This window comes from Yoonia rosea (assembly GCF_900156505.1).
In the GTDB taxonomy this organism is placed as follows: Bacteria; Pseudomonadota; Alphaproteobacteria; order Rhodobacterales; family Rhodobacteraceae; genus Yoonia; species Yoonia rosea.
This window is the reverse complement of sequence record NZ_FTPR01000002.1, coordinates 226960-240568: the sequence shown is the minus strand read 5'-3', so window position 1 is coordinate 240568 and position 13609 is coordinate 226960. Positions and strand designations below refer to the sequence as shown.

The following is a 13609-nucleotide window of genomic DNA, read 5'->3' as shown; positions in this document are numbered from 1 at the left end:
TATGGTGGCCCCTGATGTCCAAAAGTCAATGCTGCAGGTGCAAAATGACGAGAACCTTTAGAATTCCTCAGAGAAATGCGCGTCTTTTGACCAGTAAACACCCAAGGAATGGTCAGACACGCTAAATTTTAGGCACTTGATGATTTGATAGCGACATTTCTATGTCGCTTTTTGACATTTTGTGCAGTTGCAGCATTTATGAGGTGAAACCGTATTTGTGAAAGGATACCAACGCCATGACCAAGTCACCTGTTCGTACTGCCATCTTTCCTGTTGCCGGATTAGGGACTCGGTTCTTGCCCGCCACCAAGGCGACACCCAAAGAACTGCTGCCGGTTCTGGACACGCCATTGATCCAATATGCGATTGACGAGGCACGTGATGCGGGTATCGAGCGGATGATTTTTGTAAGCCACCCTTCCAAATCAGCAATTGAACGGCACGTCATGGATGATGTCCGTTTGCGCACAGAGTTGAAAGCGCGTGGCAAGGAGGCACTTGCGACAGAACTGCGTGAAGCGGCGTTTTGTCAGGTTGAGGACGACGTGGTCTTTACGATGCAGGATGAACCGCTGGGTCTTGGCCACGCAGTGCTTTGCGCCCGCACGCACCTCCTGCCCGGTCCGGTCGCCGTGATCTTGCCTGATGACCTGATCCTGGGCAAAGGCTGCATTGGCGAAATGATTGAGGCCTACGCGGCGGGTGCCGGCGGCCATCTGGTTGCGACCATGCCGGTCGCGGCGGAAGAGACCAATAAATACGGTATCCTGTCGGTCACCGGACAAAACGGCAATCTGCTCAAAGCCGATGGTATGGTGGAAAAGCCCGCACCCGAAGATGCGCCATCACTTGACGCCGTTGTCGGGCGCTACGTGCTTGATCCCTCGATCTTCGAGGTTCTGGCAACCCAACCGCCCGGTGCCGGTAATGAAATCCAGCTGACGGACGCGATCAATACGGGCGCAGGCACGGTTGGTCTCGCGGGATTGCGTTTCTCGGGTGAGCGTTTCGATTGCGGCGCCAAGGCAGGGATGCTGCGCGCAGTCCTGCATATCGCGTCGCAAGACCCCGAATATGACGCGGTGCTGAACGAATATCTGGCCGCCGCCAATCCGTCCTTGGCTGCCTAGGAAGTGACGGGTCTTGATGCGGGGACTTCCCTATCCTTCCATCAAGGCGAGCCTGCGGGCCAGCCTGTCGCGTTCTTCTATCAGGTCCAGAACAAGCGCTACGCCGGCCACGTTCAGCCCGAGATCCCGCATCAGGCGTGCGGCTTTACGGGCGCGGGCGATGTGCTTGGGTGCGAATTCCCACTCGGGGGTCGTTTCTGCGACAGGTGTGACAACGCCATGTTCAACAAGCTTGACCACCCAGTCTGCGTTTGTGTCGCAGAACATCGTCAGTTCTGACAGCGACAGCGTTTCGACGACTTCAACATATGTGCCGCGAGGACTAGCTTTTTTCATTGCACTATACTCCTAGTTTCGACCGGGGATTGTGGGGCTGTGCCTCGGCCAACTGCTGATAAAGGTCACGGGCTTTTGGTGACAGTTTGGACGGGTTCACGATTTGCAGGATCGCGTAGAGGTCGCCTTTTTGCGCGGCGGGCATCCCGCGGCCTTTCAACCGTAACTTCTGGCCTTGCCTGGCATCGGGCGGAATGGTCAGGTCAACTGTGCCTGTCGGGGTTGGCATGGGCACTTTCCCACCCAGTGCCGCCTCCCAAGGGGTGACCGGCAGGGTCACGTAAAGATCGCGGCCTTCGATCGTATAGATGGGATGGGGTCGAAAGCTGACTTCGATCAGCAGGTCGGCACCCTCTGCCCCCTTGCCTTTCAGGCGAAGATTTTGGCCGGGCAACACGCCCTTGGGGATTGTCAGATCAATCCGGCGCGTTTGCATCGTCACATGGCCGGTTTTGTCGATCTGCGGCGACTGCAGCGTCAGGGCCTTCTTTGCTCCGGTGATCGCATCCTCAAGCGATATTTCGATCGCTGCGTGCTGATCACGCGGCATGCCACCACGGACAGGCCGGTCGCCAAAGAAATCACGGAACATGTCAGGGTTCACATCGCGTTCGTCAAAAGCAAAGCCGCCTTGCCAGCGATCATCCTGCCGGGTGGTCTGCTCTGATCGTGGCTGGTCCCATGATGCGCCATAGCGGTCGTAGGCCGCCCGCTTTTCCGGATCGCTGAGCACATCATTGGCCGCGGCTGCCGCCTTGAATTTTGTATCGGCTTCGGGGTCTGCGTTTACGTCAGGATGAAATTTGCGCGCCATCTTGCGATAGGCGCGTTTGATCTCATCCGCCGAGGCGTCGGGGGCAACACCGAGCGCCTTATAGAGTTCTGTATCAGCCATTTCACCGTCTCATCTGCGTTGGTCTTGTTATGCATGCGACGGGCTCTTCGAGATTGACTAATCTCAATCCGGCATTGCTGGTTTGGCCTAGGGTGAGACAACTTTCACAAGAGGTCCGCTATGAAAAACGCCACATTTTTTGCCCTGCAAGGACCGGAAGGCACCCCCGCCGATCTTGCGTCGATCGTAGATGCCGCCGAAGCAAATGGCGGACGCCTGAGCGTGCTGCATGTCGGTGCCGTGCCGATTTTGACCTATGCGATTGCTGCCACCCCTTACGGCATACCCGTTATTCCCGAAGGATGGCTTGGCGAGCGTGACGAAATGAACAAAAGGCTGGCTGCGCGCCAAGAAGAAATGCGCACCTGTCTGACGCGAGAAAGCCTGACAGGCGAGGTGGCAACGCTTTGCGCCGAACCCACGGCATTGCATGATATTGTCGCCGTCAGGTCGCTGTTTGCCGATGTCAGCATCGTGCTGAATTCCTTGCGCGATGATGAAACGGCCTTCAATGACATTGTCTATGGTCTGCTTTTCAAGGCACCCGGTCCGCTGATGTTGAATGTTGAGAAAGGCAGTAAGGCGCTCGCACCTGAAAATGTGCTGCTCGCATGGGATAATAGCATCCCGGCGGCACGGGCAGTGCGCGCGGCCCTGCCACTCTTGAAGACCGCCAAAGAGGTGACGATTGCAACCTTTGATGCCGACCCGTCCCGCTGGGGCGACGGGGAAAGCCCTGGTGCCGATTTGGCCACGTGGCTCAGCCACCATGGGTGTACTGTCACCGTGCAGGAATACGTGACCGGTAGCAAAACTGTGGCAGAGGCGATCCTGAACCGCGCGCAAGAAACGACCGCCGATCTGGTCGTGATGGGCGCATATGGGCGCAGCCGCTGGAACGAGCGTTTCTTTGGGGGGACCACGGAAACCATGATTGCGCAGCAAGACATGGCAGTGCTGTTGTCGCACTAGGGATTACACGTTGATCCGAGGGCACGGCGCAGTATTGCACCGTGCCCTTTATTCAAGGCTGCTGCGCTGGACGATGTCTGCCCCTGTCATCAGTTGATCATTCGGATGTGTCACGACCTGCATCTCAGGCTCCAGCCCTTCGAGAACTTCGGCAAATTGCGCATTTTGCCGCCCGATGGAGATGATTTGCTCCATCACAATCCCGTCTTCGGCGCGAAAAACGGCCCAGTCGCCGCGCCGTTTGAAAAGCGCGCTCAGAGGAACCTGGACAGCGCCTTCTGTCTGCCATTCGGTGATGCGCAGAAATACAGCGAAACCATCCCCCAGCCCCGCCCTTTCAGCAGCGGGTGTCGTAATGTCGAAAATGACATCAAGGCGTTGCTCGTCTATGCCCAATGCAGAGATCTTGGTCTCTGCCGCCGGTGAAATACGGGTCAGCGTTGCCGCAAGAGCATTATTGCCCCCCCAGCGTTCGACAGTCGCAAATGCGCCGGTTTGCAGGCGGACCGCGTCGGACGATAACAGATCGGCGACAATCTCAAGCTGGGCGGGATCTCCGATGCGCAAAAGAGGGGCACCAGTGGCCACGGGATGTTCGCTGATGCTCTCGATACTCAGGACGACGCCGTCAGCGGGGGCGTAAATCTCAAGACAGCAACTTGCATCCACATCCGCCGCTGATTGCGGGCTTTGCAGCATCGTGGCAGCGCGGGCAAGCGTGCTATTGGCCATATCAATCCGCGCTTCGGCGGCCTCGACCGTGGCTTGGGCGACAGCAAGTTTTTGCACTGCGTCCTCCAACCGCGTCAGCGAGGCCACACCGCGTTCGACCAGTGTTTGTGTTCGATCGTACTGTGCCTGAGCCAGTGTGCGATCCTCTTGCGCGCGCGCCAAATCCGCCTCTGCGACGTGCAGCGCTGCCTCGGCTTCTTGCACGGTCGCTTGCGCCTGAAGTAGGCTCCGGCTGTCCAGCAATCCCGGTGCCGCAGGGCGCACGACCGCGATCACGGTCTGGCCGCCAATCACCGGATCACCCACATCGACCGGCGATCGCAACGCTGTTCCCGTTATGGGGCTGGCCACATCATAGATATCCTTGATCCGTGTGACGCCATCGGCGTTGATCGTCACCGCCAAAGGTCCGCGGGTGATGGTGTGCAGATCGACTGGCACAGGATCTTCCTGCAGGGCGACATAACCCATCCCAAGCATGAGTGCGGCGCCAAGGCCGACCAGTCCGATGGTGCGCGGTTTCCAGGTCATCGGTTACTCCCTTACTTTCATTGCAGACACGAGGTTTTGTTTGTCCAGCCTGCGCCGTACCAGCATCACAGAACCAAAGCTGGCCAGCAGAACGACGATGCTCGCCTTGGCATAGATCGCCGGATGTATGACAAGCGGCATGTTATAAAGGTCGCTGGAAAAGCTGTTGAACATGCTGGCTGTAATCAGCGTCCCGATCCACCAGCCCAAGGGCTGCGCCAGAACCGACAGCAACATGGTTTCACCGATCAGGATGTAGGACACCTCGGCGCGCGTAAAACCGAGGATACGCAGGCTGGCCAGTTCGCGGGACCGTTCCGACAGCTGTATCCGCGCCCCGTTGTAGGTCACGCCGATGGTGATGAGCAGGGCAATCACGATGTAGATCGTGTTCATGACACCGATATTCTGCGCGATCGTTTCGGAAAAGGAACGCCGTGTGTCTGTCATCATGACGATGCCCGCGAGGCTGGGAATATCCTTGAGCCTGCTGTGCAGGTCCGCAACCTCGCTATCGTCCAGAGACACATTGATCAGGGAAATGCGCGGTGATTGCCGCAATAGCGCATTGACGTATTCCAGATCCATATAGGCGCCCAGACCAAAGTACTGCGCGATGATATCGGTCACGCGCAAAGGATGCGTTTCCTGCCGGCCTCCAAGGAACTTGGCGTCAACCGTATCCCCGACCCTGACATCGAGTTGCGTGGCAAGACGTTCGGTCAACACCACCCCGCCCGGCGGCACGGCGATCTGTTTGCCCTCCTTGTCGATCACGCGGCTGAGGTCGCTGTCGGGGCGGCCAGCTTGAATGACTGTCCGCTTTTCGCGGTTGCCGTTATTCAGGATGACAGGATGGTATTGCTGCCCTTCTGCCTGCAAAACCGCTGGCAGGTCGGCGGCTGTAGCAAGAACAATTTCGGGCATGTCATGGGACAGGATCAACATGCCATCCTGACGTGCGCTTTCGTAGAATGCGCTATCGACAATCCTGTTCAGTGAATAGGTGAAGAACGAGGGCGACACCACGGTCGAGACCGCCAGCGCCAGCCCCAGCAACGTCAGCCCGCTCCGCACAGGCCACCGTATCAACGACCGCAGGATCATGATCGTAGGTTGCGACAGGTGCATGGCCGCCATCGCGCGGTCGATCCAAGAGCGTTTGAATTGCGGTGGCGCGGGGGGCTGCATCGCAATGGCGGGGGCAAGACGCGCGGCCTTGATGGCGGCCTGCGCGGCTCCTAGCGTTGTGGTCAGCATCGCCGCCATGCCAGAGGCCGCATAGACCCAAAGCGATGTGCTGAAGATCAGAAAAGGAAAGTCGAAATATTCGGCATAGAGCAACGCCATCTGGCGTGCCAGCCACGCACCGACAAGCCAGCCAATTCCAATGCCGACCACCGCAATCAGCACGGCGAGCATCAGGTAGTGCAAACAAACCTCAAGGTTGGAATAGCCCACCGCCTTGAGCAGGCCGATCTGGCTGCGTTCAAGCGCAATGATCCGCCCCATGACCATGCTGACCAGAAATGCAGATATCCCGAAGAAGATCGGCGGCAGCACCGTTGCCATATTCTGCAGCTGTTTGATTTCGCTGTCGATAAAGCTGTGCGAGGCCTGCAGATCCCGCCCGTAAGCGCCCAATGATCCGTAAGGTTCAAGCAGCCGGTCAACGGCGTCAATCACGTTCTCTGCGCGCGCGCCCTTGCTGAGTTTCAGCGCGACATCGTTGAACGCCCCCGTCATATCAAAGGCAGCGGCCACGGCCACCTGCGACATCCACAAAATGCCGAAAGTGGCATTGTCGGGCATCAAGGCACCCGGACCGATGGTGTAGATAAACTCGGGCGACTGGGCGGTGCCGGTGATCGTCAGTTGCCGCTTCTGGCCGTTGAGATTGGCATAGAAGAAATCGCCAAGCTGGAATCCGTTCGCGAGCGCAAAATTATGGTTCACCATCACTTCATCGGTTGATGTGGGATCGGGTAACCGACCTGTCTTGAGAAGTGGCACGTTCAGTCGCGGCGCACCATCTGGCGGCAGTGACAGGATTTTCCCTGTCACGCTGACCATACTTCCGGGCACATCCAGAACAGCGCTGCCCACGGTGCGCGTCTCAACCGCCCAAACCCCTTCAATCGCGGCGAGTTCTGTCACGAGTCTTTCGGGCGCGCGCTGTACGGCGCTAAAGACATCGGCAAAACGGTTGCGCTCATAATAGGTGTTGCGGGTATCGCTGAGGGATTTGTACATCCCCAACGCGGTCAGGAGGATCGCGACGCCGCAGGCCAGCACCAGGGCGATGGCGAGGGCCTGTTTCCAGAGACGCGAAAAATCGCGGAGTAGTTTGCGGTCAATCGCCTGCATCACCAGACGATCTCTGACGGGGCAAGGCGTGTTTCGTTTGTGTGGACGCTGCTGATTTTCCCATCCGCAAACTGGATGACACGGTGCGCCATGCGCTGAATTTCAGCATTATGGGTGATGATGACCGTGGTCGTGCCAAAACGGGAGTTGATGTCCTGCAAGACCTCCAGAACCTGCACACCTGTAGTACTGTCCAGTGCCCCTGTGGGTTCATCGCAGAGCAAGATTTCGGGGCGCTTGGCGATGGCGCGGGCGATGGCGACACGCTGTTGTTCGCCGCCTGACATTTCGGAGGGGAAATGGTCCATCCGTTTGGCCAGACCAACAAGCGCCAGCGCCTCTTCCGCAGACATCGGGTCAGGCGAGACATCGGTGACAAGCTGGACATTTTCACGCGCGGTCAGGCTGGGCACCAGATTGTAGAACTGGAACACAAAGCCCACGTGATCGCGGCGATAGCGGGTCAGTGCGCGGTCGGGCATATCGGTAAGCTCGGTATCGCGAAACCAGACACGTCCCGCCGTCGCATGATCCAGACCGCCAAGGATGTTAAGCAAGGTTGATTTGCCGCTGCCCGACGGCCCCAGAAGGACAGTCATTTCACCGGTGTAGAGTTCAAGATCAACACCCGCGAGGGCAAATACCTTCACGTCGCCGGTCTGATAGACCTTCGTGACACCTTGGGTCCGAAAGACAATTTCTGGCGCGGCTTGGCCCATGGGTTTGATCCTGACTTGGGGGATACTGCCAAGACTTGCCCCAACAAACATTGATCAAAATCAATTGGTGTAGCCGGGCCTAACCTAGAATGGGCGCAGAAAACGGCGGGCTGTTCCGGCGCGCCGTAGAAAGCAAAGGAACGTCATATGTTTTCGAATGTAGGTACGATCGACCGGCTGCTCCGTCTTGTGATCGGCGCGGCCCTGATTGCGGCACCACTGATCAATTTCATGGGTCTGGGTGCAAGTGCGACCGTCACGTATCTGATGATCGCAGTCGGTGTCATTTTGTGCGCGACGGCCGTGTTCGGCATCTGCCCGCTTTACAAGTTGATCGGCGTTTCGACGAGAGCCTGAGGTGGCTTTGCGGCAGGGCCTTTAGGCAGGACGTCAATTTTAAGGAGAACGAATATGGGACTGGTAACAGATAAAGTCGCTTTGGTGACGGGCGGCGCGGCCGGGATCGGACGCGCCACGGCCAAGACATTCGCCGCAGAGGGCGCAAAGGTCGTTGTGTCTGACGTCAATCAGGACGGCGGGGCAGAGACCGTTAGAATGATTGAAAAAGCGGGCGGGACAGCGCTTTTTGTTGCGGCTGACGTTGCGAAAAAAGCGGATGTTTCCGATCTGATTGCCAAGACGGTTGCGGCCTATGGCAGACTTGATTGCGCGGTGAACAATGCGGGAATTGAGGGCAAGATTGCGCCGTTTGCCGCACAAACCGAGGAAAACTTTGATGCGATTATCGGCGTGAACCTGAAAGGCACCTTCCTGTGTTTACAGGCCGAGATCGCTGCGATGCTTGAGACAGGGGGCGGTACGATTGTGAACCTGTCCTCAATTGCAGGGCTTATCGGTTTTTCGGGGCTGTCGCCTTACGTCGCCTCCAAGCACGGTGTGATTGGCCTGACCAAGAACGTGGCACTTGAGTATGCGACCTCCGGCATTCGTGTGAACGCGGTTTGCCCCGGTGGCGTCGATACCAGAATGCTGGATTCGCTGGCAGAACAGGTCACATCAGGCGCGCAATCCGCGACAGATATGATGGCGCCCCTGCATCCGATGGGCCGTATCGGCACACCTCAGGAGATAGCCGAGCTTATCGTGTGGCTGTCTTCGCCGCGTGCAGGGTTTATCACCGGGACCGCGATCCCGATTGATGGCGGGTATGTGGCGCAATAGTTCAGCGCGTCGTGTTGGTACGCCGGAACTGCCCCCAAAATGAGATCATTTGACATTGCTCAATCGCGCCCCGTCAAGGGCGCGATACGCTTGTCATGAAGGTGAGGTTCCAGAATGTTCACATCCGCGATCAGGTTATTCAATGTGGGTGGCTTTGAGATCAAGCTGGACCCAAGCTGGTTCTTGATTGCAGCTCTGATCACATGGACGCTCGCGACCCAGTATTTTCCCCTCACGTTGCCGGGTTTGGCCGACACGAGCTATGTGTTCTTGGCCGTCTTCGCGATGCTTGGCTTCTTTACTTCGCTTTTACTGCACGAGTTGGCACATTCGGTCGTTGCCCGTAGCTATGGTGTGCGGATCAAGGGGATCACCCTGTTCCTGTTTGGCGGTGTGGCCGAGCTTGAAACCGAGGTACCCTCTGCGAAGGTCGAATTCCGCGTCGCGATTGCGGGCCCCGCGATGAGCATTGTACTGGGTGGTCTTTTCTGGATGTTGGCGGGGGTATCGCAGGCGGTCATGATCTCTCCTGCCGTGCCAAGCGTTCTGACATATCTTGGCACGGTGAACATCGTGATTGCTGTGTTCAACATGTTGCCGGCATTTCCGATGGATGGTGGCCGCGTCTTGCGGGCCTATCTTTGGGCGCGGCACGGCGATCTGCTTAGCGCGACACGGACGGCTGCGACATCGGGGAGGATTCTGGCCTATGGTCTGATTGCCTTGGGGGCCTACACCGTCTTTCTGGGCGCGGCACCCTCGGGGCTTTGGTACGTTCTGATCGGTTTTTTTGTGCTGGCTGCGGCACGGTCCGCCTACCAGAACCAGCTGATGCAAAGCACGTTTGAAGGCAAGACAGTCTCGGCCGTTATGATCAGAGATCCCATCGTTGTCTCGCCCGATCTGACATTGTCGGAATTCGTTAATCAGGTGATGTTGAAATACCGGGTCAGCTTTGTTCCGGTTGTGGCTGATGGGGTGCTGATCGGGCAGATCGACAAAGATGTCTTGTCCGCCATTGACCGCGATCATTGGACCAGTACGCGCGTTGGCGATGTGTTTGCCGGCCTTGATGTTGCGGTCACGATCCCGCCGGATATGGCGGTCCGTGCCTTATTAGAGCTGATTTCCCAGACTGGTGTACGCAAGTTCATGGTGGTTGATGAACACAAACTGATGGGCGTGGTCACCTTGGCCAATCTGATCGGGCATTTGCATCGTGCCGAGAACGCGATCCAGCGGACAGCACTCTAGGGTCAGATGGCCTTGTCTTACCGCGCCCGCTTGATCGCAATCAGCGCCCTGTCCTCTGAGAAACAGCGCGCCGAATGTGATCAGCAGTGACGGGCGTTAACCCGCGATTGGCGCCATGCAATCTGCGGCATCAAGGGTCAGAACAGGATCGTCTGGTCCGCATTCCTCACCTGAAAGGGGATAAGTTCCTTCCTGTGTGCAATTGGCCAGAAGAAGGATCATCAGCAATGGCAAAAGTTTCATAATGGGCCTCTTTCCATGTGTGTTTGCAAGGCGCACACTAGCCATCGATGCGGCTGTGTGATTGATGTTTATCAACAGGGGGTCATTGCGGTCCTTGACCTTGATCAACGCACCTTGAATCGCGCCGACATAGAAGGTGGATATGGACACTCGCCGATCGCGCCCAGCCGATAAGACCACCACCCCGCAAATGAATTTTGTGGACGGTGTTCTTGTGCTGGAGGGGGATTTCCTGATCGGATCAGTGGACGGCCTGCTTGCACAGCAAGGTCAGGCTGAAACGATTGACCTGAGCGGTGTCACACGGTTGGATACGGCGGGTGCTTGGGCCGTTGTAACGCTGGAACGCCGGATCAAGGCTGCTGGCGGGATGCCGAAGATCACGGGCGCGACATCCCTGCAAAGCGATCTCATCGAGACCTTACGCCAGAATATGCCGGAAACAGACATACCCGTTGCACCGAAAAAATCGGTCGCCGACAGGCTCGAACAGGTGGGGAGGTCAACGGTCAGCGCGTTTCAAAAGACAATGGCGATTGTCGGGTTCCTTGGCCGCGTTGTTGCGACGGTTGCAGGGTTGATCGTGCGGCCGGGGCGGATCAGGTGGACCGCCATTGTGCACCACATGCAGCAGGTGGGGCTGAACGCTGTTCCGATTGTGTCGTTGATGGCCTTCCTGATCGGTGTCGTGCTGGCCTTTCAGGGGGCTGCACAACTGCGCCAGTTTGGAGCAGAGGTGTTCGTCGTTGATCTGATCGCGATCTCGATTTTGCGTGAGCTCGGTATTCTGCTCACAGCGATTATCGTGGCGGGACGGTCCGGTTCGGCTTTTACCGCCGCGATTGGGTCTATGAAAATGCGCGAAGAGATCGATGCGATGCGTACCCTCGGGCTTGATCCGGTGGAAGTGTTGGTCGTGCCTCGCGTGATCGCCTTAGCCATCATGTTGCCGGTTCTGGGGATCATCGCCAACTTTGCGGGCCTGTTCGGCGGGGCGCTTATGTCATGGATTGAACTTGGCGTTTCTCCGGGTGTGTTCCAGTCCAGATTTGTCAGCAATACAGGTGTTGAGCACCTTTTCGTGGGGCTGGTCAAAGCGCCATTCTTTGCGTTGATCATCGCAATTGTGGGCTGCTTTGAAGGGATGCAGGTCAAGGGTAATGCGGAATCTCTGGGGCATCTGACCTCGACCTCTGTGGTGTTGGCGATCTTTCTTGTGATCGCCGCGGATGCGCTGTTTTCGATCTTTTTTGCCGTGTTGGGGGTCTGATGGACGAAGCCCCTATCATCAGTGTTCGCGGCCTTGTCACCCGTTTCGGCAAGCATACGGTCCATGACGGCCTCGATCTTGATGTGCGGCAGGGCGAGATCATCGGGATCGTGGGCGGATCGGGGACTGGCAAATCGGTGTTGCTGCGTGCCGTTGTGGGGCTGCTGAAGCCTGCTGACGGCCAGATTACCGTCTTTGGCGAAAACGTCCGTGATACCAGTGCCGAGGACTACCGCCGCTTGCGCCGCCGCTGGGGTGTGATGTTTCAGGATGGCGCGCTGTTTTCATCGCTGAACGTGCAGCAAAACGTCGAGGCGCCGATGCGTGAACAGCTTGCGCTGTCGCCCGAAACCCGCGCGGCACTGGCGGCGATCAAGGTGCGCATGGTGGGCTTGCCCGAAGATGCATTGCAAAAGATGCCCTCCGAACTTTCCGGTGGGATGCGCAAGCGGGCCGGTTTTGCGCGCGCAATCGCGCTTGATCCCGAGATTGTCTTTCTGGATGAACCGACGGCCGGACTGGACCCGATTGGTGCGGCGGCCTTTGATACGCTGATTGCGCAATTGCGCCGCGCATTGGGTTTGACGGTATTTCTGGTCACGCATGACCTTGATAGCCTGCATGCAATCTGTGACCGTATTGCTGTTCTTGCTGAAGGCCGCGTGCTGGCCACGGGGACGATGGCGGAAATGCAGGACGTAGATCACCCGTGGGTGCAAGCCTACTTCAAAGGCCCGCGCGCCCGCGCCGCTTTGGCACAAAAGGAAACCATCTGATGGAAACCCGTGCGAATTTTATCATTATCGGCCTGTTTACCTTGCTGGGAATTCTGGGCGGTCTGGGGTTTTTCCTGTGGTTGGCCAGCGTCCAGATCGACCGTCAATACGCGCAATATGGCGTGCTCTTTGACAATGTGTCGGGTCTGGACCAATCCGCAGAAGTGCTGTTCAACGGGGTTTCTGTTGGCAGAGTGACGGGCATTCGCATCTGGGAAGACGACCCCAGCAAAGCCTATGTTGCGGTGGAAATTGATTCCACCACGCCGGTTGCCGTCGATACCATTGCGCGGCTGGAATCACAGGGTGTGACGGGCGTGGCCTATATTGCGCTGTCAGGCGGTGCGCCCGGTGCTCCGGTCATCCCGCTGAATGGCAACGAGGTCCCGATTATCCCGTCGCGGCAATCGACTTTTCAGTCACTTGTCAGCAGCGCGCCCGATCTGATCGCGGATGCCTCTAGAATTGTCTCCCAGCTTGAGCAGCTTACGGGCCCCGATAATCAGGAACGTGTGCGCAGTATTTTGGAGAACGTCGACAATGCGACCGACGGACTGGAACAGGCGCTGGCGGATTTCTCTGATATCTCCGAAACACTGCGCGCGGCGACCGCACAGGTCACCGGTTTTGTCGCTGAATTCGACGGTGTGGGAAACAGTGCAAGGGCGACGCTGGATGCCGCTGACGGGTCTTTTGCCGCGATCACTGAAACCTTTGGTAATGCGAACACCGCCATCGAAAATCTTGGGCCTGCCATAGATCAGGCGAATGCAGCGATTGCTGCGATCAATACGCTGGTCACAGAGGATTTCGCCCCATTGGCTGATGATCTGCGCACGACATTGGGTAATGCGGATACTGCCCTTGCCAGCGCCGACCAGGCCTTTGTGCGTGCTGATGGCCTGATGGTGGATGACTTGGGCCCTGCCTTGGCCGATACCCGTGCCGCGCTGACTGATTTGGCCAGCACTGTCGCGACAGTGACGGATGATGTGCCGGCGATCATGGCTGATCTGCGTGCTGGCGTTGCCGAGGCGCGCGGCGCGATTGCTGCGATCAGCCCCGGCATGCGTGACTTTGGCGCCTTGGGTGGCGAAGCGCGCGCCGCTGTCCGTGCCCTGAATGATCTTATACGGCGTATCAACCAGGACCCCGCAGGTTTTGTGCTGGATAACCGTGTTCCCGAATACCGGAGGTAAGAC

General features: G+C 57.7%; 14 protein-coding genes. 8 read left to right on the top strand and 6 right to left on the bottom strand.

What is annotated here, in order from left to right:
• The first annotated feature begins 236 nt into the window (after nt 1–236).
• A complete protein-coding gene (locus B0B09_RS12425; protein ID WP_076660240.1) occupies nt 237–1130 on the top strand; it encodes a UTP--glucose-1-phosphate uridylyltransferase in 894 nt (297 codons plus the stop codon).
• Between the two features lie 30 nt (nt 1131–1160).
• Here the strand turns inward: B0B09_RS12425 and B0B09_RS12420 are convergent, their stop codons facing one another.
• Together B0B09_RS12420 and B0B09_RS12415 are read right to left on the bottom strand one after the other, a co-directional pair.
• Nucleotides 1161–1466, bottom strand: coding sequence for a chaperone modulator CbpM (locus B0B09_RS12420; RefSeq protein ID WP_076660237.1), 306 nt, complete (start codon nt 1464–1466; stop codon nt 1161–1163).
• A gap of 4 nt (nt 1467–1470) precedes the next feature.
• Entirely contained in the window at nt 1471–2361 is an 891-nt protein-coding gene (locus B0B09_RS12415) for a DnaJ C-terminal domain-containing protein (protein ID WP_076660235.1), read from the bottom strand.
• A gap of 120 nt (nt 2362–2481) precedes the next feature.
• Between B0B09_RS12415 and B0B09_RS12410 the strand changes: the two genes are divergently transcribed.
• Nucleotides 2482–3333 (top strand): universal stress protein, encoded by an 852-nt coding sequence (locus tag B0B09_RS12410; protein ID WP_076660233.1) that lies wholly within the window; start codon nt 2482–2484, stop codon nt 3331–3333.
• A 48-nt stretch (nt 3334–3381) separates the two neighbouring features.
• On the opposite strand, the gene B0B09_RS12405 is transcribed toward B0B09_RS12410, so the two are convergent.
• From B0B09_RS12405 to B0B09_RS12395, 3 genes are read right to left on the bottom strand one after another with little or no spacing between them, the layout of a single operon-like run.
• Nucleotides 3382–4596, bottom strand: coding sequence for an efflux RND transporter periplasmic adaptor subunit (locus B0B09_RS12405; RefSeq protein ID WP_076660231.1), 1215 nt, complete (start codon nt 4594–4596; stop codon nt 3382–3384).
• 3 nt (nt 4597–4599) lie between these two features.
• Nucleotides 4600–6963: an ABC transporter permease gene (locus tag B0B09_RS12400; RefSeq protein WP_076660229.1), complete on the bottom strand. Its 2364-nt coding sequence runs from the start codon at nt 6961–6963 to the stop codon at nt 4600–4602.
• Entirely contained in the window at nt 6963–7682 is a 720-nt protein-coding gene (locus B0B09_RS12395) for an ABC transporter ATP-binding protein (protein ID WP_076660226.1), read from the bottom strand. Before B0B09_RS12395 ends, B0B09_RS12400 begins: the two co-directional genes overlap by 1 nt.
• 147 nt (nt 7683–7829) lie before the next feature.
• Here B0B09_RS12395 and B0B09_RS12390 point away from each other — a divergent pair, with 147 nt between their 5' ends.
• From B0B09_RS12390 to B0B09_RS12380, 3 genes are all read left to right on the top strand, one after another.
• The gene (locus tag B0B09_RS12390) at nt 7830–8039 is read left to right on the top strand and encodes a YgaP family membrane protein (protein ID WP_076660224.1); all 210 of its coding nucleotides are present in this window, start codon (nt 7830–7832) and stop codon (nt 8037–8039) included.
• Nucleotides 8040–8093: 54 nt separating this feature from the next.
• Entirely contained in the window at nt 8094–8864 is a 771-nt protein-coding gene (locus tag B0B09_RS12385) for an SDR family oxidoreductase (protein WP_076660222.1), read from the top strand.
• Nucleotides 8865–8978: 114 nt separating this feature from the next.
• Entirely contained in the window at nt 8979–10118 is a 1140-nt protein-coding gene (locus B0B09_RS12380) for a site-2 protease family protein (RefSeq protein WP_076660220.1), read from the top strand.
• Between the two features lie 96 nt (nt 10119–10214).
• On the opposite strand, the gene B0B09_RS17990 is transcribed toward B0B09_RS12380, so the two are convergent.
• Nucleotides 10215–10361 carry a hypothetical protein gene (locus B0B09_RS17990; RefSeq protein ID WP_165689332.1) on the bottom strand — a complete coding sequence of 49 codons (147 nt, stop codon included), beginning with the start codon at nt 10359–10361 and terminating at the stop codon, nt 10215–10217.
• A gap of 142 nt (nt 10362–10503) precedes the next feature.
• Here B0B09_RS17990 and B0B09_RS12375 point away from each other — a divergent pair, with 142 nt between their 5' ends.
• Genes B0B09_RS12375 through B0B09_RS12365 form a run of 3 tightly spaced genes read left to right on the top strand, consistent with a single transcriptional unit; the run spans nt 10504 to nt 13606 of the window.
• Complete coding sequence (locus B0B09_RS12375) at nt 10504–11631, top strand: ABC transporter permease (RefSeq protein ID WP_076660218.1); 1128 nt, start codon at nt 10504–10506, stop codon at nt 11629–11631.
• Complete coding sequence (locus tag B0B09_RS12370; RefSeq protein WP_055295120.1) at nt 11631–12407, top strand: ABC transporter ATP-binding protein; 777 nt, start codon at nt 11631–11633, stop codon at nt 12405–12407. The genes B0B09_RS12375 and B0B09_RS12370 overlap by 1 nt, the downstream gene beginning before the upstream one ends.
• Nucleotides 12407–13606 carry an MlaD family protein gene (locus tag B0B09_RS12365; protein WP_076660215.1) on the top strand — a complete coding sequence of 400 codons (1200 nt, stop codon included), beginning with the start codon at nt 12407–12409 and terminating at the stop codon, nt 13604–13606. Before B0B09_RS12370 ends, B0B09_RS12365 begins: the two co-directional genes overlap by 1 nt.
• Nucleotides 13607–13609 lie beyond the last annotated feature (3 nt).

Coding starts and splice junctions, on each gene's coding strand:
- B0B09_RS12425 (WP_076660240.1), top strand. CDS start 237: ATGACCAAGTCACCTGTTCGTACTGCCATCTTTCCTGTTGCCGGATTA.
- B0B09_RS12420 (WP_076660237.1), bottom strand. CDS start 1,466: ATGAAAAAAGCTAGTCCTCGCGGCACATATGTTGAAGTCGTCGAAACG.
- B0B09_RS12415 (WP_076660235.1), bottom strand. CDS start 2,361: ATGGCTGATACAGAACTCTATAAGGCGCTCGGTGTTGCCCCCGACGCC.
- B0B09_RS12410 (WP_076660233.1), top strand. CDS start 2,482: ATGAAAAACGCCACATTTTTTGCCCTGCAAGGACCGGAAGGCACCCCC.
- B0B09_RS12405 (WP_076660231.1), bottom strand. CDS start 4,596: ATGACCTGGAAACCGCGCACCATCGGACTGGTCGGCCTTGGCGCCGCA.
- B0B09_RS12400 (WP_076660229.1), bottom strand. CDS start 6,963: ATGCAGGCGATTGACCGCAAACTACTCCGCGATTTTTCGCGTCTCTGG.
- B0B09_RS12395 (WP_076660226.1), bottom strand. CDS start 7,682: ATGGGCCAAGCCGCGCCAGAAATTGTCTTTCGGACCCAAGGTGTCACG.
- B0B09_RS12390 (WP_076660224.1), top strand. CDS start 7,830: ATGTTTTCGAATGTAGGTACGATCGACCGGCTGCTCCGTCTTGTGATC.
- B0B09_RS12385 (WP_076660222.1), top strand. CDS start 8,094: ATGGGACTGGTAACAGATAAAGTCGCTTTGGTGACGGGCGGCGCGGCC.
- B0B09_RS12380 (WP_076660220.1), top strand. CDS start 8,979: ATGTTCACATCCGCGATCAGGTTATTCAATGTGGGTGGCTTTGAGATC.
- B0B09_RS17990 (WP_165689332.1), bottom strand. CDS start 10,361: ATGAAACTTTTGCCATTGCTGATGATCCTTCTTCTGGCCAATTGCACA.
- B0B09_RS12375 (WP_076660218.1), top strand. CDS start 10,504: ATGGACACTCGCCGATCGCGCCCAGCCGATAAGACCACCACCCCGCAA.
- B0B09_RS12370 (WP_055295120.1), top strand. CDS start 11,631: ATGGACGAAGCCCCTATCATCAGTGTTCGCGGCCTTGTCACCCGTTTC.
- B0B09_RS12365 (WP_076660215.1), top strand. CDS start 12,407: ATGGAAACCCGTGCGAATTTTATCATTATCGGCCTGTTTACCTTGCTG.